This window comes from Gilvimarinus sp. 2_MG-2023, assembly GCF_030547685.1.
GTDB lineage: Bacteria > Pseudomonadota > Gammaproteobacteria > Pseudomonadales > Cellvibrionaceae > Gilvimarinus.
This window is the reverse complement of the sequence record NZ_JAUOQM010000021.1, coordinates 138,775-158,283: the sequence shown is the minus strand read 5'-3', so window position 1 is coordinate 158,283 and position 19,509 is coordinate 138,775. Positions and strand designations below refer to the sequence as shown.

The following is a 19,509-nucleotide window of genomic DNA, read 5'->3' as shown; positions in this document are numbered from 1 at the left end:
CTCTCCTCTAACAGCCCAAAGCTGGGCCCATCAATAAAATTAGTGCTTCGACCTATAGCGTTAAGCTGATCACCGCCACAACGACCACCCAAAAAAGCAATGCCCGCGAAAACATGCCCTCTAGATTTTTCACGAGACTCAATGAGTAGGCAGGCTCTATACGGGTTGCAGCGGTGGCGCTTAGCGTATTACTGCCACAGGCCTGATCGTCCCCTAAAGCACCGCGAATAATACTCGATAGAAACCGCTGGGTAGGAACGGCCTTGAAACAGTTTTCACGCCAAGGCTGCATACAAACCTCAAAATTACCGACCAATGCCCAAGCAACCCCCATCAGTCGGGCGGCAGGCCACTCCAACCAGAGCAACACTCGCCCCAAACAAGCCGCGCGCGCATCATTTACGGCCAGCCAGCGACTCCAAGCTAGCACCACTAGCCGATACCCTAATGCCCCCGCGGCCCCACACACCATAAACCAAAAAATAACGGCAAACATACGCTCAAACCCGCGGTAGCCAAATACCCGCAAGGCCTCATTGTGCAAGTCCATCCAGCTGGAGGACGTTCGCTCTTGGCGCAGTTGCGGGTCTAGGTTATTCTCATCCAGAACTTGTGCGGCTCTAACAGAATCATCCGCTTGCGCCGCCTCTAGATAACGGCCAATACTCGCACTAAAATCACCTCGCCCCAAACTGAACAACAACACTAATACATTGAGCAGTAACAACCAAAACCATCCATCGGCCCGATACAACCCAATTTGTAATGCGAGCAATAGAGCAACAGGTAGCCCCAAGGCCAAAACAATAGGGGTATAGCGCTTAAAGGGAAGCCTATCTGCTGACCGCTCAATGACTAGCCACAACTGGTAGAACCACTGATCGCGCTGCAAGGGCTTACCTGAGCCCCACCACTGCACCAACAACAGAACAATAATTAAACTTAAAAATGCCATACCCACCTCTGCGGCAAATATTCATTGCCTTTTTTATAATGCGATTTTATATCTCGACCAATCAAAACTCGGCCCTGGGTCAGTTTTTCGGCCGGGAGCAATATCACTATGACCAAGGATTCGGCTTTTGTCTATGGCTGGATAGCAGGTAAGAATCGCCTGCGTCACCGCTATTAATGTTTGGTATTGTGCGTCTGTATACGGGGTATCATCTGTCCCCTCCAACTCAATTCCAATGCTAAAATCGTTGCATTCCTCCCGGCCATTAAACTCAGATCGGCCCGCGTGCCAGGCCCGCTGCTCAAGATTCACAAATTGTTTAATAACGCCTGTGCGCTCGATTAATAAATGAGAGGACACCTGCAGATTGGCAATGTCGCTAAAATAGGGATGAGCAGCCGGATCGAGCTTATTGGCAAAAAAGCGGTCAATCCAACCGCCGCCATACTCACCAGGAGGTAGGCTAATGTTGTGAATAACAAGCAAACTGATGTCTTGAGGGTTAGGGCGCTCGCCAAAATTCGGGCAACTGCACCGTTCGGCCTGATCAATCCACCCACCCACAATTGAATATTGCGCCATACACTTATACTGCCAGAAAAATAGTGTGTCAGTATAACGAATGTGGCGGGGCTTTATTAGCAGAGAAAAAAATACTATAGAGGAGACGCAAAGCTGTAATTTCAATTGTAACGGTAGGCTTGCCTACCTCAAAAGCATTGAGGCAAACTCCGAGCATAAGTCCTAAGAGCGTGACTGACGCAAATTGCCGATCACAGACTCTAACGCCCGATCAAATAACATACCGTCATCCAATAAACGGATTTTGCCGTCACGCATGGATATGGCCAATTCTTCTTTGGACTTTTCAGCGACTTTCATGCCGGTGCGGTTTACAAAAATGTACTTACCGGTAGGTTTTATAATAGCGGCCAAACGACAACGATAACTCTCACCAGTAGCAGCTGTCATCTCAAACCAAGCACCTTGCGATAAATTAGATACCAGCGCCAAGGTTTGACCGTCGATGGTTTCTTGCGCAGCTTCCCCCACGGGAGCATCCGCTGAAACAGACTGCTGCGAAGTAGGTTCGGTTTGTACTGGTTTTACAGCCGGAGTAGTCGATCGCTCTTGGATGGCCTCACGGTGCACTCTTTCCGCTACCGTCGGTTCAGCTTGTGCTGCCTTGGAAGCGGGAGCGGGCACTAGCGGCGCCTCAGCTTGCGGCTCGGGATGACTGGCAGCCTGAGCCGGCTCGACAGGTGCCTGACCCCGTAATACCTGCAGGTGGAGCTTTTCCAGCGATTTAAACAGTTTCCCCATTTGGTAGGGATTAAAGGCAATTTCTTCCAATCCAGTACGCAACTTAGTTAGCAATCGCGGCACTAGTTTTAGTAACTTTTGTCGCTTTTCCGGTGTCATATCGACCGTGACACTCCAGATAAGCTGCCTGGCCGTTTGAATTTGCTGATTGAAGTTTTCGCTATCAGCACCTTCTTTGAGGCAGGTCACAAACAATACATTCGCCCAAGCCGTACTTAATAGTTCAGCGGCAGCTTGCGGCACACTGTGCCCAGCGGAAATTTCTTCCAGTGCGGCGTCCACTTCGGCCCGAGCTCGCTGCGAGCGGGCCTTACCATCTTCGGCATCGATAGTGCGTTGTTCAAGAATCTTCGCCCGGCGCTTATCGCGCTCCTGAAAGCCCCTGAAATCCAGTAGCAATTCATCAAAGATATCGACATTTTTTTCATACTCGGCCAATACACGATCAACCGTGACGGATACCTTTTGGTAAAGCGCATCTTTTTCGCGCTTCTCCTCAGTCAGCTCTTGCCAACCCAGGGCCGCTGTCGCCATTTCATTCAGCAAACGCCTAGCTGGATGCCCGCCTTTACCAAAAAATGTTTTATCGGCAATGGCTACCTTAACCAACGGAATTTGTAATTTGCCCAGCAATACTTTCATGCTGGAGGCCAAGTTGCGGTCATCGAGAATAAACTCGAACATCATGCTAACCAAGTTGATAACATCGGCGTCAACTTGATTGATGGCATTATCACCTTTGCCGCTCTCTTGCAGCAACTCGGTCAACATAGTGCTTATTTGGGCCGGTGTGGCAGGCGTAGCGACAGCCGCAGTCTGATCCGGAGCCGCCTGTCTTTGCGCCAAAGTTAATAAGCCCAGCAAATCTTCCGAACGCAAGGTGTTGGCACCGACCGTGCCCGTCTGGCCTACCTGTGAGCCTGTTTCATCAGATACTTGTGCCGATCCCATCAACTCTCTGAGCGAGTTCAACACTTGCTCTGCACCTTCATCCAGCTCGGCGCCACGGGACGCGGATGCACCACCCGCCCTGCTGGGCCGTGGCTTTTTCTTAGCGGTCGGCGAAGAAAGAGAGGGGAGTATATTGGCCTCAACAAACATCTCGTTGAGTTGATCGTAGACACCACCCAAGGCTTGCATAATGGTGCGATCAAACAATTTATATAAAACCAGCCGCGCTTTAATCTCAAGGTCATTGTGCGCTGCGGTACCGAAAAAAGCGTTGCAAATCGCGGCCGGACCTACGGGGTTATTTTCATTGTAAACTTTTACCGGCACCAACTGATCAATGCGCAAATTCAAGTGTTGGATTTTTTCGGCAAATTCTTCATTGGCACGCTTCATCATTGACTCGCCTGCCACAAGATCTTCCAGCTCTTCTTTCCCCACGAGAGACAGGGAATCAATGGATTCATCCACCTCCTCACTCTCTTGCTCAAGCGCAGGGTCTAACAATTGTGCCAAACCCTTATCTATAGTTGCAAAAAATGTGTCTTCGGTGGACTTTCTCGATAACCTCAATGCCCGCATTGAGTCAAAATATGCATTTTGCTCATGATTATTGGATGCTTGATCCGCCAAAGAAAACAGAGCATCATCCGCCTGCTCAAAAAAACGTCCGAGCAAAGGAGCCAGTTTGCTTTTTGCCTTTTCTCGCATCTGGTGCAGGGCAGCAGGCATTCTGGTCAGTACGCCAGAGGCGGACCTATTGCGATTACCGCCGATTTTGACAACCTTATCGCTTGAGTTTGATGATTCTGTCATGAGTCACTCATTTCTGAGGGTATCTGTTACTGTTTAGTATAGGTATATAGATCGGCAAGCCCAACCTTAAGTTTAGACATTGGGTGCTATATCACACTTCCAACACTTTACATCACCAGCTAATAACAAATAGTTATCTTTGCCTCCTGCTGATAACTAACTGGCATATACAGGACCGCTTAAAGTAACATTGGCGCTAAAGGCCGCTTTAGTGAGGCCATGTGCTGTAAAATACTCTGACTATCCAATTCTCTGAGACTTTATATGCACAATCAAGCCCCTGAACTCACTTCCAGCCTGCAAGCTGAGATCATAAGAAGCGTCGCTATCGCACTGGATGAAGATATCGGCACTGGCGACATTACCGCCCAGTTGGTACCAGAGGGTGAGCTGGCAACCGCGGAGGTTATTACCCGTGAAGACTGTGTCTTTTGCGGTAAAGCTTGGGTAGAGGAGACCTTTCACCAACTAGACGAAAATGTAGAAATTACTTGGAATATCAGCGATGGTGAGATCGCCCACGCCAACCAAATACTCTTCACTTTGCAGGGCAACGCTCGCTCACTGCTAACCGGCGAACGCACTGCGCTGAACTTTGTGCAGTTATTATCTGGCACCGCCACGGTCGCCGCACAATACGCCAAACTGGTCGCAGGCACAGACATCAAAATACTCGACACCCGCAAAACCATACCCGGCCTGCGCTTGGCACAAAAATACGCTGTCACCTGCGGTGGCTGCCACAATCATCGCATCGGGCTATTTGACGCCTTTTTAATTAAAGAGAACCACATAATGGCAGCAGGGAGCATCGCAGAAGCCGTGACCAAGGCGCGAGAGATTGCTCCAGGCAAGCCCATAGAGGTGGAAGTTGAAAGCTTAGATGAACTGGATCAGGCGCTGGCCGCTAATGCTGATATTATTATGCTGGACGAGATGGACCTCGAACAGGTGCAAATACATTTACAGGGCCGACAATTCAAAGCCCAATTAGAAGCCTCTGGGAACATCAACCTTCAATCGTCAGCAAAACTGCAGCAATACAACAGTATCATTTCTAGAATATCCATCGGCGCGCTCACCAAGCACATCACTTGCATAGATTTATCGATGCGCGTCACCTCAAACAACTAACGTTTACTCTTGGTATTGCTCAAAACGCTTAACGCCCTGATATGGAGCAAAACAGGCCTCACCATCGACAAATTTATCGTCAATATCGACCCAATAACACTCATCGTCGGCATTGTAACGTAGCCGATCTAGTCGCCACTGTAGGCGCTTTTCAATATGCTCGTCCGTAAGTGCTTTATGTGTGGGGATATAATGGTTTATTTGAAATTGAGGCTGCCCTTCTAAATTAGCAACAATCATTAAATCATTTTTAACAGCCGCTATGTTTTCGGGAAGGTTATAAAAAGCCAACACTGGTGGCCCAACTAAGCTCAACTCAAGTTCTTTTGCTTTATATCCTGACAGCTCCAAATCCATTTTATGCACAACAAACAATTGGTCATCCATTAAAACCATAGACACGATTCGCTGCTGCTCCAGTTGCATTAGGCCATAACCAAGGCATACTGCTTGCAGAATCCCTACGGCGGTGAGATCCCACCTTAGACTTTTTTTCTTGGTATTGAAAACAATAAATGTCAACACAGGCCCTAGTATCAAATCCACAAAGGCAATTATTTTCAACCCCTGCCAAGCACCCGCCTGAAAGAGCCCTGCCGGAAACCACGAACAATAGACTACCGCAAGGATCATTAAAAATATAACGATGCTGATCGCCAAATGAACGCTAAATGCTTTTATTCGATTCTTCATGATTTCATCCAATACGATAACTATTGTCACTCTTCCTGCCAGCTAGCCTCTAGCTGATTCCTCCACACATAAAGCAAACGATTGAATTCATCGCGCCCAAAACTTTCACTCAAAGTCGGCTGACTCTCAAACAAATTACGACCAAAATTTAAAATGCCAACTTGAAACCCCAGTGAATGCAATATGGTTGGCGCCAGATCAAATTTAGTCGCCTGGCGATCCACCACTGAGGGCTGATCTACATTAAATAAGTAAAACAAATTTTCCCGCGTAGTCGTCTCCTCTTCAATACCTGCATCATTACCCATTAGCAGGTGGTCAGAGCCAACAATAAGCACAATATCCTGAGCATGCTCAGAGGCTAGCACTTGTTCGATAAAGCGGCTAACTATACGGTCAGCACATTTGACGGAGTTGAGCATACCACTTTCCCCATCACCATAGGTAAGCCCCTTACAACTAGGCGTTTTATGGCCTGACGGCTGATGGGTATCTAGGGTCAGCAGCACCAAGCCAAAACGATCATATTGACTGGCAATACTTTCAAACTTCTGGTAAGCCATAGACAACAAATCATCATCATAAACCCCCCAGGGTGATTGCGGTAAAGCTCTACCAGCAAGATTTTCTAACTCCTCAGTTCCATAAACTTCAGTAAAACCATGAGAAGTATAAAACCGCCCCTTTTTGGAAAAGCCCGCATCGGCTCCCCCCATATATGTTAAGTGATACTGCTCTTTATTGAGGATATCACCCAAGCAAGTTAACTGATCGCTGCCCTCGACTGACGCGGGAACTGATGCTGCTGTCGACAAAGGAAGACCGCACTGACTGGACACCATGCCAGCCATCGTCCAGCCCGTCATCGGGGCCGTATAAATACGCCCTACTTGCACTCCCTGAGAAAACAATCGATTTAAATTGGGCGTCAGGCCTGGAAATCGTTCTTGGTCAAGAAATATCCTTTCGAAACTTTCGAGATACAAATAGACAAAACTCTTAGGGGTTATGGCCTTAACCACGGACGACTGCCCCTTTAGAGTTTCTGCCAATAAATCAGGCCCCCTCAGCTGAAAGCGTTTATGCATCACACTCGAAAAATCCACCACAGCCGGGTGTGTCAGTACCGAAACACTGCTAAGAACAAGCAAGACCCCCCCTAACCCCACTTCACTTGTCCATGTTAAATGGGTCAAGCGAGTATTTATTGAAACTCGCCCCCAAAAGTGCAGCCCCAGACCCAGCACTAAAAAAGCCGTTATAACACACAACCACAGATACCAAAACTGCGATGCAACAGCCGGGTCGAACGCCATCCCTAAATGATGCCATACCGCCACAGTAATCCCCTGGCCAGTAAAATAATTTGCGAGCAAATGAACGAGTGATGCCAATAGAGAGCTACCGAGGAACAAGCAAATGACCCAAACCAACCAACGCCAAGGAGCGAGTGGTAAAATTGCCAAAGCAATTAAAGAGGCCCAAAGGGCGCGAGACTCTAATAATATATCCATCAACCTTTCCTAACTACAAACTATGACTGCCCATTCACCACGTACACCTCAAAGCTCTTTATCACCACAAATTAATGAATCACAAACTGCACCTTAATTCGCATAAATTAATAAAGATACTCCAAAAACCCACCAGCGTTTAAATTCGCCCAACCTATAACCGTTAACAAATCAACTTAGGAGATTATCGGCACAACACACAGACCGGAAAGATAGTAGTGCTATAACTGAAATACACACTGGAAACGCCCCTCCTTTTCGCGCACGGGCAACTAAACATCAAGCTCAGCAGTCACCTCAAAGGGCAGGAAAGTCCGGCCGACTGCCTTAGTTATAAAACAGAATTTTCTTAAACACCCACCCAGACACCACTAAGGCTATTTCACACCGCTAGCAACAGCAGTAACGCAAAATGCTTTAGCTTCAAACAATACCCAAAACAATAGAGATACATTTAGAGCAAACAAGCTGTTAATAAGAGCATAACCTGATTTCAAAGTAAAAAAAAAGCCCGGCAGAGCCGGGCTTTTAGTAACGCCAACCGAATTATTAACGGAAAGTGGCAGCTACATATTTTGAATCACAAGTTGTGCTGCCTTCCCAAGAAGTTACATCAGCAGCAGGGGTCATAACCAAGTTACAAGCACCTGGCAGACCAGTGTCAGTATTTGCTTCCACAGTGATCACACCTGCAGCAACTGAGGGGGCACCACAATACTGAGTTTCTGTAGTTGCACAACCAGCTGCATCAGAATCGGCCGGCAAACCGTTTTCTGAGGCGTAGTACTCAGAAACAGACGTTTTGCAAGCGGCGATAATACCAGAGCACTCACTCACTTTGGCGCGAATGGTGTAGTCCTGGTAAGCAGGCAGCGCGATGGCAGCCAAAATACCGATGATCGCAACAACGATCATTAATTCAATCAGGGTAAAACCAGCTTGTTTTTTCATAAGAATTCTCCAACGAATAATAGTTTATTCATGTCTTTGGCACTCAATTGAGCCAAACACGGTGCAGCTCTAGTATTCTAGAGTGCTGCTAACAATGACTTAAGCAGGTAGCGTGCCAACACAGCTAAGCACCCATCTTGCCTGTTAGCAGCGTCTCGCGCGCAACTCAGTCGCCCTCGGCAGACGCTAAGCGTCACCTGATGACAAAATACGTCACCCCAAGCAATTACCGCTCAAAACCACCACCCACCTTTTGCTGTGCAATCGCTCGCTGACCCCAATGCTGGGGCGAAGGCTAACTCTCGGCAGTGCCCCCCCCTTAATTAACGTAACTTTTATAGACTTATTGCCAAAAGTTAATGTAAAACGTAAAGTAGGTAAATAAATCTTCTAGAATTGAAGAAAATGTAATTGTTCAAGGGGCGGCTTAGGCCAAGCATGGGATATGAGCACACTCAGCGGATTGGCACGACGGCTTGTTAACGACAACTTATTGGATGAGGAGCTGGCACGGGACTCTTTGTCTGAAGCCGGCAAGCAAAAGATTCCTTTTGTTTTGTATTTGGCTAAAAACAGTGTTGTGGACTCTAAAACTTTAGCCTCCGTGGCGGCGGATGAGTTTGGCACCCCCCTGTTTGATTTGCGCGCCATTAATACCGATGCCATCCCCAAAAAGCTGGTCGACCCCAAGCTTATCCAAAAGCATCATGCACTACCTTTGGTGCGCCGCGGCAATCGATTATTCGTCGCTGTACTCGACCCCACCAACTTACACGCACTGGATGAAATCAAATTCAACACCGGCATTAATACCGAACCGGTCCTGGTGGAGGCAGACCTATTATCCACAGCCATTGAAGCCTATCTTAATGCCAATGAAGAAAGTCTAAGCGACGCTCTAGGCGGCCTGGATGATGACGAACTGGCCAATTTAGACACAGAACCCGGCAGTGACGAAAAGAGCGATGACGACACCTCCGAGGCGGATGAAGCCCCTATTGTCCGGTTTATTAATAAAATATTACTGGATGCTATTAAATCGGGCGCATCAGACATCCACTTTGAGCCTTATGAGAAGGCCTACCGGGTTAGGTTTCGCACTGACGGTATTTTACAAGAAGTCGCCAAACCCCCGATAAACCTAGCCACCCGGCTTTCGGCCCGCTTGAAAGTGATGTCGCAGATGGACATTTCTGAGCGCCGCGTCCCCCAGGACGGGCGTATTAAAATGAAAATCACTAAGAGTCGGGCGATTGATTTTCGGGTTAATTCTCTACCCACGCTTTTTGGTGAGAAGATCGTACTGCGTATTCTCGACTCCAGCTCGGCCAAGCTCGGGATTGACATTTTGGGCTATGAGGATGATCAGAAAAAGCTGTTCCTAGATGCGCTAGCACAACCTCAGGGTATGATTTTGGTTACCGGCCCCACCGGTAGCGGTAAAACAGTTTCTCTGTATACTGGACTGAACATTCTCAATACCGAAGAGCGCAATATTTCTACCGCCGAAGACCCGGTAGAAATTAACCTAGAGGGCATTAACCAGGTTCAAATGAACACCAAGGTGGGGTTGACCTTTGCCGAGGCTTTGCGTTCATTTCTAAGACAAGACCCCGATATTGTCATGGTGGGTGAGATTCGTGACCTAGAAACCGCCGAAATTGCCATTAAAGCGGCGCAAACGGGGCATTTGGTATTGTCGACCCTGCACACCAACAGCGCGCCAGAAACCCTGACCCGCCTACTCAATATGGGTGTACCTGCTTTTAATGTGGCCACCAGTGTCAGCTTGATTATTGCCCAACGACTTGCCCGCCGCTTGTGCCCCAAATGTAAAAAACCCGCTGATGACATACCGGATGAGATTCTCACCGAAGAGGGGTTTGATGAGATTGGCATACCACGCGAAGAATTAGAACTTTATCACCCCGTTGGTTGTGACAGCTGCATGAAGGGCTATAAAGGTCGAGTCGGTGTGTATGAAGTGGTTCGCATCACACAAGACATCGCAAGCCTTATAATGGAGGGCGGCAACTCTCTGGTGATTGCCAAAGAAGCTCATAAAGCAGGTTTCAATAATTTACGCATATCCGCTCTACGCAAAGCGGCGCAAGGCCTAACCAGCCTCGAAGAAGCCAACCGCGTTACAAAGGATTAAAACATGGCGACAACTACGGCAACCAAATCAAAAACCAGGTCCAAACCTAAAGCCACGGTATCTGCGACCTTCCTTTATAAAGTTAAAGACCGCAAAGGTAAAGTTTCTCAGGGGGAGGCTTCTGGCAGTAGCGCAGCAGTAGTGCGAGCACAGCTGCAAAAACAAGGCTACTCCATCCAAAGCGTACGAAAAAAACCCAAGCCTTTGTTTGGCACAGGTAAGAAAAAGGTTACTCCGGGCGATATCGCTGTATTTTCCCGTCAAATGGCCACTATGATGAAAGCCGGTGTCCCCCTTGTTCAGTCCTTTGACATTGTCGCCGGAGGTGTCGACCACAACGGGCTAGAAGAACTGATCAATAAAATTCGTGATGATGTAGCATCTGGTACAGGCTTTGCTCCTGCACTGCGCAACCATCCCAAGTATTTTGACGATTTATTTTGTAACTTAGTGGATGCCGGTGAACAGTCTGGTGCACTAGAAACCATGCTAGACCGCATTGCCACCTACAAAGAAAAAACCGAATCGCTTAAATCCAAAATCAAGAAAGCATTAACCTACCCAATTGCAGTGATCGTTGTGGCACTTGTAGTAACGTCTATCTTGCTTATCAAAGTAGTGCCTCAATTCGCGGACACTTTTGCCAGCTTTGGCGGTGAGCTGCCTGCGTTTACCTTATTTGTACTGCACTTATCTGAGATTGCTCAAGCCTATTGGTTTTATATTTTGCTAGGCATTATCGGGTTTATATATGCTTTCAAAGAATTAAAACGGCGCAGCCCCAAATTTGCCTATTTAGTTGACCGGTACATGCTCAAACTTCCAATTGTCGGCGATATTCTGTATCAGTCAATCATGGCCCGCTTTGCACGAACTCTGTCCACCACCTTTGCCGCCGGTGTCCCCTTAATTGACGCCCTAAGCTCTGTCGCAGGCGCGGCAGGCAATAAGTTGTACAACGATGCCATTTTGCGCATTCGAGAAGATGTCTCTACAGGCATTCAGCTTAACACCTCTATTCGTAATCAAAACATGTTCCCATCACTATTGATCCAAATGGCTTCTATTGGTGAGGAGTCTGGGGCACTAGACGACATGCTGGACAAGGCAGCCAATTATTACGAAGAGGAAGTAGATAATAAGGTAGATGCATTGTCATCCCTACTGGAACCCATGATCATGTCTGTACTTGGGGTATTAGTCGGCGGCTTGATGATTGCTATGTACCTCCCCATCTTCCAGATTGGCCAGGTCATTTAAACGTGTCGGAACCCGAATTTTTCGCCTCTGATTATTTCACTTGGTACGCCTACGTGGTTGTCGCCGTTTTCTCTTTAGCTATTGGCAGCTTTTTTAATGTGGTGATTTTGCGCCTACCCAAACAAATGCAGCAGCAGTGGACGCGAGATTGCTGCGAGCTTTTGGAGCAGCCAGTCCCCGATGAAAAACCAATAGGCATTGCCTTTCCCAACTCGCATTGCCCTAAATGTAAGGATCCCATTAGACCGTGGCACAACATCCCGGTCATTAGCTACTTGCTGCTAAAAGGCCGTTGCGCCAGCTGTAAAGCCGTTATCTCACCTCGCTATCCGATTATAGAGCTCGCCACCGCGCTGATTTCTGTTGCTGTGGTAAGCCAACTTGGCTTCAACTGGACGGCTCTCGGTGTGCTTGTGTTTACCTGGGCGCTGCTGACTCTTACCGTTATCGACTTTGATACCCAGCTTTTGCCCGACAGCATTACCCTGCCTTTGCTCTGGTTGGGGCTAATTGTCAATTATTTTGGCCTGATTACAGATTTACCCAGTGCGCTTTGGGGCGCTATTTTCGGCTACCTATCCCTGTGGTCTATCTTTTGGTTGTTTAAGCTACTCACCGGCAAGGAAGGCATGGGCTATGGCGACTTTAAGTTACTCGCCGCTCTGGGCGCCTGGATGGGTTGGCAAATGCTACCCCTGATCGTTATTCTCTCGTCGTTTGTGGGAGCGGCCATTGGCATAAGTTTGATTGTCATCAAAGGCCGAGACAAGAATATCCCCATTCCCTTCGGCCCCTACCTTGCCATTGCCGGCTGGATCGCCATGCTGTGGGGCAGCGACATTACCCGCTCTTATTTACAGTTTGCTCACATCGGTTAACCCTTTGAACCCTCATGCGTAATCCTTATTGTGTTGGTTTAACAGGAGGGATTGGCAGCGGTAAAAGTGCCGCTGCCGCGTTCTTCGCCGAGCAGGGCATTGCCATTGTCGATGCGGATATCGTCGCCCGAGAGGTCGTCATGCCTGGCGAGCCCGCACTAAAAGCGATCATCGATCACTTTGGTGAGGCAATTTTAACCGCCGAGCAAACCCTTAACCGGCGCAAGTTACGAGAGATCATTTTTCAAGACTCGACCCAGAAAGCCTGGCTTGAGGCACTGCTCCACCCCGCTATACGCCAGCGAATTATTGAGCAATTGGCCTGCGCTCACAGCGCCTACAGTTTACTTGTCTCACCTCTGCTATTAGAGACCAATCAACACACACTCACAGATAGAGTCATCGTAATTGACTGCCCAGAAGCGCTGCAGGTGGAGCGTGCGCAAGCGCGTGATAACGCCAGCGCCACTCAGGTGAAAACGATTATGGCCTCGCAAATGTCTCGCCCGGAACGACTCAAACAGGCCGATGATATTTTGCATAATCACGGTGACTTAGCCGACTTACACACCCAAGTGCTGCGACTGCACAATCAATATTTGGCATTAACACCATGAATGATAATACTCCGCCCATTAAGCTCGCCTGCCCCACCTGTCAAAAGAAAATATTTTGGAGTGATGAGTTCCCGCACCGACCTTTTTGTTCGGAGCGTTGTAAATTAATCGACTTAGGGGAATGGGCTAACGAAAATCATCGTATCGCCGGAGAAGATGCCAGCGCACAAAACGATGAGTTCGATGACTAATCCTTTAGCGTTCACCAATGCCTGCTTTTGATTACCACCAGGCGCTGATCGAGCCAATACCTTGCGCACCCGCAGCCTTGGCTCGCCTCAGATCATTTGGCACCATGCCACCCAGAGCATATATAGGCAGCTTCGCCATACGCACCATATCGGTGAACTCAGGCCACCCTAAGGGCGCTGCTTGCGGGTGGGATGCCGTAACCTGCACAGGTGAAAGCGAAGCATAGTGAACCCCCAAGGACTCCGCCCGAGCCAACTCCGTACGGTTGTGGCAAGAAGCCCCAACCCAACCGCTCTGCGGCAATGCTGTCGCCGCCTGCAATTGCGCTGAACTCAAATGCACCCCATCGGCCCCAAGGGTATTCACGATTTCTATAGCCGACGAGTGATTTAATAGCACAAGCGTTTCATGGGCTTTACAAATTTCTACGGTCCGCTGAGCCAAAACTTTATAGTCTTTGTCGCAGAGGTGGTGCGCGCGCACTTGCACCATGGCAATGCCAGAGAGTAAAGCTCGCTGCAGGCGATCTGAAAAATCCTGGAGGCTGGCAAACTTACCCGTGATAAGACAGCGATCAGGCAGCTGTAAGGCATTCAATATGGGATAGTTCGCGGCGGGAAATGTGTACTGACTGAGCGCTTGCGGGGCAACCCAGCAAATTGGCTGCCCTTCTTTTCCGCGGGCGAGTCCGCGCCAAGAATCCACCTTGTGAACCTGTAGGCATACCTGTTTATCGGGATAATCGTGAATAATATCAATAACGGGTGTTGTGGCATCCACCCGGATATCAAGCTCTTCGAATAATTCGCGATCTAATGCCTGTATAAGCGTTTCACCGGATTCAATCTTACCCCCAGGAAACTCCCACAAGCCACCTTGATGAGCGTGCTCGGGACGTTTGGCAATTAATATTCGCCCCTCGGTATCTTGCACCACTCCGACGGCAACCTGAATTCGTTTCATAACCGCTTAGGTTCGATAATCAGCGTTGATTCGCACATACTCATAGGACAAGTCCGTGGTCCACAACAGCTCTTGGCACTCACCGCGTCCCAGATCAATAGTGATTGTAATTCGTTCGCCATCCATCACTTGTTGCCCCTGAGCTTCGGTATAGCTGGCCGCCCTACCACCTTGTTCGACAATCAGTACATCGTTAAGTAACACACGAACCTTACTTGCATTGAGATCGCTCACACCAGCATAGCCAATAGCTGCAACTATTCGCCCCCAGTTAGGGTCAGAAGCAAACAGCGCGGTTTTAATCAAAGGGGAGTGGGCCACGGCATAGGCCACTTTTAAGCATTCTTCGTGATTGGCACCACCTTGCACATTAATGGTGACAAACTTTGTGGCACCCTCTCCATCAGCAACAATCATTTGCGCCAGCTGTACACACACATCGGTAACGGCAGCTTTTAACGCAACATAGTCTTGACTATCGACACTTGTAATTCGGGTATTGCCCGCCCTACCCGAAGCCATCAACATACAGGCATCGTTTGTCGATGTATCGCCATCGATGGTGATGCGGTTAAACGACAAGCCAGCTACCTCACGCACTAACCGCTGTAATACCGATTGATCAATGGCGGCATCTGTCGCGATAAACCCGAGCATGGTGGCCATATTGGGGTTTATCATTCCCGATCCCTTGGAAATGCCATTAATGGTCACGGTTCGACCTGCTAACTCTAGCGTGGTGGTGGCACCCTTAGGGCGGGTATCGGTTGTCATAATGGCCCGAGCTGCACGCTCCCAAGCATCCTCCTTGGTACTTTCTACGAGCAACGGCAGAGCAGCCTGCATTTTATCAACCGGCAAATGCTCCCCAATAACCCCTGTTGAGAAAGGTAAGACTTCACTTTCTGACAAAGCGTAATGTTGCGCTAAAGACCTACATAATTGCAGAGCTTCTTGACGGCCTCTCTCACCGGTACAAGCGTTAGCATTACCGGAATTAATCAGCAATAAACGCGGGCTAGCCTTTTCCAAATGTTCACGGCATAGCGTAACCGGTGCTGCGCAAAAAGCACTTTGGGTAAACACACCAGCGACACTGGCACCGTCGGGCAACGCAAAGATAAGCATATCATCGCGCCCGGGACTTTTAATGGCCGCCCCCGTAACGCCAATTTCAACGCCTGCAATTGGCGGCATGCAAGGAAAAGAAAGTTCACCGACAGCCATGTTTATCTCCGTTAACTCAATTTACCGTGACATTGTTTGTACTTCTTACCTGACCCACAAGGACACGGATCGTTACGGCCGACTTTGCGCCCCTCGCGGGTCATCGGAGCTGCACCTGGCTGTCCAGCCGAGGGCGCTTCAGACTCGCCCCCCATAGCGGATGCCTGCTCGTGTTGCAATTGCATTTTACTGCGGGCTTGCTCTTCCATTTCGCGCCGGCGTAGTTCCATCTGCTCCAACTGCTCTCGGGTATAGGGCTGAAAGCGAGCAAGGACAACAACCACTTCTCGCTTAACCGTAGACAGCATGTCTTGGAAAAGATAAAACGCTTCGCGCTTATACTCTTGCTTGGGGTTTTTCTGTGCGTAAGAACGTAGGTTAATCCCCTGGCGCAGATGATCCATACTGGATAGCTGCTCTTTCCACGCGGTATCCAACACCTGCAACATAATTTGTTGCTCGACCGGGCGCATAGCATCTGGGTTACCTGCAGCCTCACCCACTGCGGCACACTTGGCATCATAAGCGGCTTGGACATCCTTAAGGATTCGCTCACGCAAAGTGTCTTCGTGCAGATTGTCATCTTCATCCAGCCATTGTTTGACCGGCAATTTCAAGCCAAAATCAGACTCTAGCTGTTTCTCAAGTCCTGCTACATCCCATTGATCTTCAATGGACTGTGGCGGTATATGCGTACTGATCACCTCGTCGACCACATCGGCGCGAACATTGGTTATGGTGTCAGAGATGTCACCGGCCTCAAGCAACTCATTGCGTTGCTGATAAACAATTTGACGCTGGTCATTTGCCACATCATCAAACTCTAGCAATTGCTTACGCATATCAAAATTACGCCCTTCTACTTTCCTTTGCGCTTTTTCAATAGCGTTATTGACCATGCGGTGCTCAATCGCCTCGCCTTTATCCATACCCAGGGCCTGCATAAAATTACGCACCCGGTCCGAGGCGAAGATACGCATCAGGTTATCTTCCAGCGATAAATAAAAGCGGGTAACCCCTGGGTCACCTTGACGACCGGCCCGCCCACGCAACTGGTTATCAATGCGACGCGATTCGTGGCGCTCTGTGCCGACAATATGTAATCCGCCCGCAGCAATGACTTTGTCGTGACGCTCTTTCCAGTCTGCTTTGATTGTATCGATTTGGTCTTGGGTGGGGTTATCGAGCTGCGCTACCTCAGACTCCCAATTGCCCCCCAAAACAATATCAGTACCACGACCGGCCATATTGGTCGCAATAGTCACAGCACCTGGGCGGCCAGCCTGGGCAATAATTTCCGCTTCTTTCTCATGGTATTTTGCGTTCAACACCTGATGCGGCACTTTGCTTTGCTTCAACCGTTTAGACATCTCTTCCGAGGTTTCAATCGATGCGGTACCTACGAGAACAGGTGCATTTTTAGCCCGGAACTCTTCCACATCCTGTACGATGGCATCGAACTTCTCTGCGATGGACAAATACACCAAATCGTTTAAGTCATCGCGTTGCGTGGGCCGGTTAGAAGGAATAACCACAACATCCAGGCTGTAGATTTCCCTAAACTCAAACGCTTCGGTATCTGCCGTGCCGGTCATGCCCGACAGGGTGGAGTACAAGCGGAAATAGTTTTGAAAAGTAGTCGATGCCAAGGTTTGGCTTTCGCTTTGAATCTGTACGCCTTCTTTGGCTTCAATCGCCTGGTGTAAACCTTCTGACAACCGACGACCTGCCATTGTGCGGCCTGTGTGCTCATCAATCAGCACTACTTCATTGTTTTGCACAATATATTCAACATCACGATTGAACAGTGCATTCGCGCGCAGTGCCGAATTGACATGATGCAACAAACTTAGATTGGCAGCAGAGTACAGACTTTCTTCTTCAGACAGTAAGCCGGCCTTAATCAATAGCTCTTCTACATGCTGATGACCTTGCTCGGTCATTTCAACTTGGCGAGCTTTTTCATCAACATAGTAGTCGCCATCTTCTTCGTCTTCTTTTTGACGAGTCAGGTTAGCAATTAACTTATTCATACGCTGGTACATTTCCGAGCTATTTTGAGCCGGACCAGAGATGATTAATGGTGTACGTGCCTCGTCAATCAAAATGGAGTCGACTTCATCCACCACAGCAAAGTGTAGAGGGCGCTGAAACTTATCGGCTTTTGACAGCGCCATGTTGTCACGCAAATAATCAAATCCGTATTCGTTATTGGTGCCGTAAGTAATATCGGCCTGATAAGCCGCGCGCTTTTGCTGCGGATCTTGGCCCGAGACAATAGCCCCAACATCCATACCTAGGAAATTAAACAAAGGCGTCATCCAGGCCGCATCGCGTGTGGCCAAGTAGTCGTTCACTGTTACGATGTGAACACCCAAACCGGTTAGTGCGCGCAGGTAGGCAGGCAAGGTGGCCATCAAGGTTTTACCTTCACCGGTGCGCATCTCGGCAATACAACCTTCGTGCAATGCCATACCACCGATAAGCTGAACATCGAAGTGTCGCATTCCCATGGTGCGCTTACCTGCTTCGCGCACGGTGGCGAATGCTTCTGGTAGCAAAGCATCAAGTGACTCGCCATTTTCATGGCGTTGCTTGAACTCAGCTGTTTTCGCCTTGAGCTCCTCATCGCTGAGCGCTTGTAATTGCTCTTCTAATGCGTTGATACGCACAACTGTCTTGCGCATGCGCTTTAGCACGCGATCGTTTTTAGATCCCAATATGAATTTAGTAATCTTGCCTAACATCTAACACATCCGTACAAAAAATAATAATTGGGCGCTAGCCAAGGCAGCACCAAGCGTGAAGGTATAGTGAAAACAGGTGGGCTTTTATCGCAGGGTGCGATGAATATAGGAGGAGGGGTCAACCGCACGGCCATTTTTGTAAACTTCAAAATGCACATGCGGGCCGGTAGAGCGGCCAGTAGAGCCCATTAGAGCAATGACTTGCCCTTTTTTTACAACATCGCCAACTTCAACCGAGTTAGCCTTATTGTGTGCGTAACGCGTAGAAAAGCCATTGCCATGGCTTATTTCCACTAGATTGCCGTAACCGTGGCGATCAGCAGACCAAGTCACCACTCCAGAGGCAACGGCAATAATATTGGAATCTTCTTTACCGGCAAAATCGACACCACCGTGCCAGGCGACCTTCCCAGTGAAAGGGTCGGTACGGCGGCCAAAGCGCGATGACATCCAGCCTTTTTCGACCGGGCGGCCAGCGACAAATATGTCTTCTTTTAATCGGCGATTTACCAGCAGCGCATCGAGTGTTTCTAGCTGTTGTTCACGGTTGGCAATTTGACGCGATAAGTCATCAATAGCGGTAAGAAAGTCGGGCGCCGCGTAGGCATCGCCCAGCAGCTCACCCTCAGGCCCACCGATAGCGGGCTTTTGGCTGAAATCGAACTCACCTTGGTCAAGCTTAGCAATGGTGGTTAAGCGTTCGCCCAAAGCATCTAGGCGAACCAGACGCGCCTGTAATTCAGCGACCTTTAATGTCAATGCGGCAACTTCAGCCTGTGCTTGACGGCGGCTTTCAAAGACCTGTTCTTTTTGCTCAGCCAGCGCCATTTGCCATGCTTGGCGCGACTCAACCGAAAATAAATTGCTATTATTTTGTGCTACGAGGAAGTGGTAACCTAGAACACCTGCCACCGCCGGCATTCCCAAAATACACACGGATAAGACCGCACGAGTCCACCCTCCCAGCGTAATGCTGCGAGTATGGCCGTGTCGTTTGCTTACCAATATAATTTTCATGTGTATTTTGTATGGGCTGAAGGATTAGCAAGTAATCACTAACCTTGGCCTCCATCCCTACTTTAATTAGCTGCCTAAATTTGCAATAGCGACATGCGACGCTCATTTCCGTTAAC

16 protein-coding genes and 1 pseudogene are annotated in these 19,509 nt (G+C 48.8%); 6 read left to right on the top strand and 11 right to left on the bottom strand.

All coding sequences use genetic code 11. The features are described 5' to 3' along the window. Positions 1-52: 52 nt before the first annotated feature. The 3 genes from ampE to Q4526_RS05195 form a co-directional block, all read right to left on the bottom strand. Positions 53-955 (bottom strand): regulatory signaling modulator protein AmpE, encoded by a 903-nt coding sequence (gene ampE, locus Q4526_RS05205; protein WP_215975832.1) that lies wholly within the window; start codon positions 953-955, stop codon positions 53-55. 33 nt (positions 956-988) lie between these two features. Beyond that, complete coding sequence (gene ampD / locus Q4526_RS05200; protein WP_215975831.1) at positions 989-1,537, bottom strand: 1,6-anhydro-N-acetylmuramyl-L-alanine amidase AmpD; 549 nt, start codon at positions 1,535-1,537, stop codon at positions 989-991. Positions 1,538-1,699: 162 nt separating this feature from the next. Next, entirely contained in the window at positions 1,700-4,042 is a 2,343-nt protein-coding gene (locus Q4526_RS05195; RefSeq protein WP_215975830.1) for a DUF1631 domain-containing protein, read from the bottom strand. A gap of 264 nt (positions 4,043-4,306) precedes the next feature. On the opposite strand from Q4526_RS05195, the gene nadC reads away from it, so the two are divergent. Continuing rightward, the gene (gene nadC, locus Q4526_RS05190; protein ID WP_215975829.1) at positions 4,307-5,176 is read left to right on the top strand and encodes a carboxylating nicotinate-nucleotide diphosphorylase; all 870 of its coding nucleotides are present in this window, start codon (positions 4,307-4,309) and stop codon (positions 5,174-5,176) included. 3 nt (positions 5,177-5,179) lie between these two features. Here nadC and Q4526_RS05185 read toward each other — a convergent pair whose 3' ends face one another. The 4 genes and pseudogenes from Q4526_RS05185 to Q4526_RS05170 form a co-directional block, all read right to left on the bottom strand. Beyond that, a complete protein-coding gene (locus tag Q4526_RS05185; RefSeq protein WP_303609543.1) occupies positions 5,180-5,881 on the bottom strand; it encodes a hypothetical protein in 702 nt (233 codons plus the stop codon). A gap of 14 nt (positions 5,882-5,895) precedes the next feature. Next, positions 5,896-7,383 (bottom strand): sulfatase-like hydrolase/transferase, encoded by a 1,488-nt coding sequence (locus Q4526_RS05180; RefSeq protein ID WP_215975827.1) that lies wholly within the window; start codon positions 7,381-7,383, stop codon positions 5,896-5,898. A gap of 549 nt (positions 7,384-7,932) precedes the next feature. Next, positions 7,933-8,220: a pilin gene (locus Q4526_RS05175; RefSeq protein WP_303609548.1), complete on the bottom strand. Its 288-nt coding sequence runs from the start codon at positions 8,218-8,220 to the stop codon at positions 7,933-7,935. Next, a pseudogene (locus Q4526_RS05170) lies at positions 8,212-8,334 on the bottom strand (prepilin-type N-terminal cleavage/methylation domain-containing protein); the annotation flags it as partial. The pseudogene Q4526_RS05170 and the gene Q4526_RS05175, both read right to left, overlap by 9 nt. 445 nt (positions 8,335-8,779) lie before the next feature. On the opposite strand from Q4526_RS05170, the gene pilB reads away from it, so the two are divergent. From pilB to yacG, 5 genes are read left to right on the top strand one after another with little or no spacing between them, the layout of a single operon-like run. Beyond that, a complete protein-coding gene (pilB, locus tag Q4526_RS05165) occupies positions 8,780-10,492 on the top strand; it encodes a type IV-A pilus assembly ATPase PilB (RefSeq protein ID WP_215975825.1) in 1,713 nt (570 codons plus the stop codon). A 3-nt stretch (positions 10,493-10,495) separates the two neighbouring features. After that, the gene (locus Q4526_RS05160) at positions 10,496-11,752 is read left to right on the top strand and encodes a type II secretion system F family protein (RefSeq protein WP_215975824.1); all 1,257 of its coding nucleotides are present in this window, start codon (positions 10,496-10,498) and stop codon (positions 11,750-11,752) included. A gap of 53 nt (positions 11,753-11,805) precedes the next feature. Continuing rightward, positions 11,806-12,630, top strand: a complete 825-nt coding sequence (locus Q4526_RS05155; RefSeq protein ID WP_303609547.1) for an A24 family peptidase — start codon at positions 11,806-11,808, stop codon at positions 12,628-12,630. A gap of 14 nt (positions 12,631-12,644) precedes the next feature. Continuing rightward, positions 12,645-13,247 (top strand): dephospho-CoA kinase, encoded by a 603-nt coding sequence (gene coaE / locus Q4526_RS05150; RefSeq protein WP_215975823.1) that lies wholly within the window; start codon positions 12,645-12,647, stop codon positions 13,245-13,247. After that, on the top strand, positions 13,244-13,438 hold the full coding sequence (gene yacG, locus Q4526_RS05145) for a DNA gyrase inhibitor YacG (protein WP_215975822.1): 195 nt from the start codon (positions 13,244-13,246) through the stop codon (positions 13,436-13,438). Before coaE ends, yacG begins: the two co-directional genes overlap by 4 nt. A gap of 31 nt (positions 13,439-13,469) precedes the next feature. On the opposite strand, the gene Q4526_RS05140 is transcribed toward yacG, so the two are convergent. From Q4526_RS05140 to Q4526_RS05125, 4 genes are all read right to left on the bottom strand, one after another. After that, the gene (locus Q4526_RS05140) at positions 13,470-14,402 is read right to left on the bottom strand and encodes a Nudix family hydrolase (RefSeq protein ID WP_215975821.1); all 933 of its coding nucleotides are present in this window, start codon (positions 14,400-14,402) and stop codon (positions 13,470-13,472) included. Between the two features lie 6 nt (positions 14,403-14,408). After that, positions 14,409-15,629 (bottom strand): bifunctional glutamate N-acetyltransferase/amino-acid acetyltransferase ArgJ, encoded by a 1,221-nt coding sequence (gene argJ, locus Q4526_RS05135; protein ID WP_215975820.1) that lies wholly within the window; start codon positions 15,627-15,629, stop codon positions 14,409-14,411. 11 nt (positions 15,630-15,640) lie between these two features. Continuing rightward, a complete protein-coding gene (secA, locus tag Q4526_RS05130; RefSeq protein WP_215975819.1) occupies positions 15,641-18,376 on the bottom strand; it encodes a preprotein translocase subunit SecA in 2,736 nt (911 codons plus the stop codon). An 84-nt stretch (positions 18,377-18,460) separates the two neighbouring features. Continuing rightward, positions 18,461-19,393, bottom strand: coding sequence for a M23 family metallopeptidase (locus tag Q4526_RS05125; RefSeq protein WP_215975818.1), 933 nt, complete (start codon positions 19,391-19,393; stop codon positions 18,461-18,463). Positions 19,394-19,509 lie beyond the last annotated feature (116 nt).

Coding starts and splice junctions, on each gene's coding strand:
- ampE (WP_215975832.1), bottom strand. CDS start 955: ATGGCATTTTTAAGTTTAATTATTGTTCTGTTGTTGGTGCAGTGGTGG.
- ampD (WP_215975831.1), bottom strand. CDS start 1,537: ATGGCGCAATATTCAATTGTGGGTGGGTGGATTGATCAGGCCGAACGG.
- Q4526_RS05195 (WP_215975830.1), bottom strand. CDS start 4,042: ATGACAGAATCATCAAACTCAAGCGATAAGGTTGTCAAAATCGGCGGT.
- nadC (WP_215975829.1), top strand. CDS start 4,307: ATGCACAATCAAGCCCCTGAACTCACTTCCAGCCTGCAAGCTGAGATC.
- Q4526_RS05180 (WP_215975827.1), bottom strand. CDS start 7,383: ATGGATATATTATTAGAGTCTCGCGCCCTTTGGGCCTCTTTAATTGCT.
- pilB (WP_215975825.1), top strand. CDS start 8,780: ATGAGCACACTCAGCGGATTGGCACGACGGCTTGTTAACGACAACTTA.
- Q4526_RS05160 (WP_215975824.1), top strand. CDS start 10,496: ATGGCGACAACTACGGCAACCAAATCAAAAACCAGGTCCAAACCTAAA.
- coaE (WP_215975823.1), top strand. CDS start 12,645: ATGCGTAATCCTTATTGTGTTGGTTTAACAGGAGGGATTGGCAGCGGT.
- yacG (WP_215975822.1), top strand. CDS start 13,244: ATGAATGATAATACTCCGCCCATTAAGCTCGCCTGCCCCACCTGTCAA.
- Q4526_RS05140 (WP_215975821.1), bottom strand. CDS start 14,402: ATGAAACGAATTCAGGTTGCCGTCGGAGTGGTGCAAGATACCGAGGGG.
- argJ (WP_215975820.1), bottom strand. CDS start 15,629: ATGGCTGTCGGTGAACTTTCTTTTCCTTGCATGCCGCCAATTGCAGGC.
- secA (WP_215975819.1), bottom strand. CDS start 18,376: ATGTTAGGCAAGATTACTAAATTCATATTGGGATCTAAAAACGATCGC.
- Q4526_RS05125 (WP_215975818.1), bottom strand. CDS start 19,393: ATGAAAATTATATTGGTAAGCAAACGACACGGCCATACTCGCAGCATT.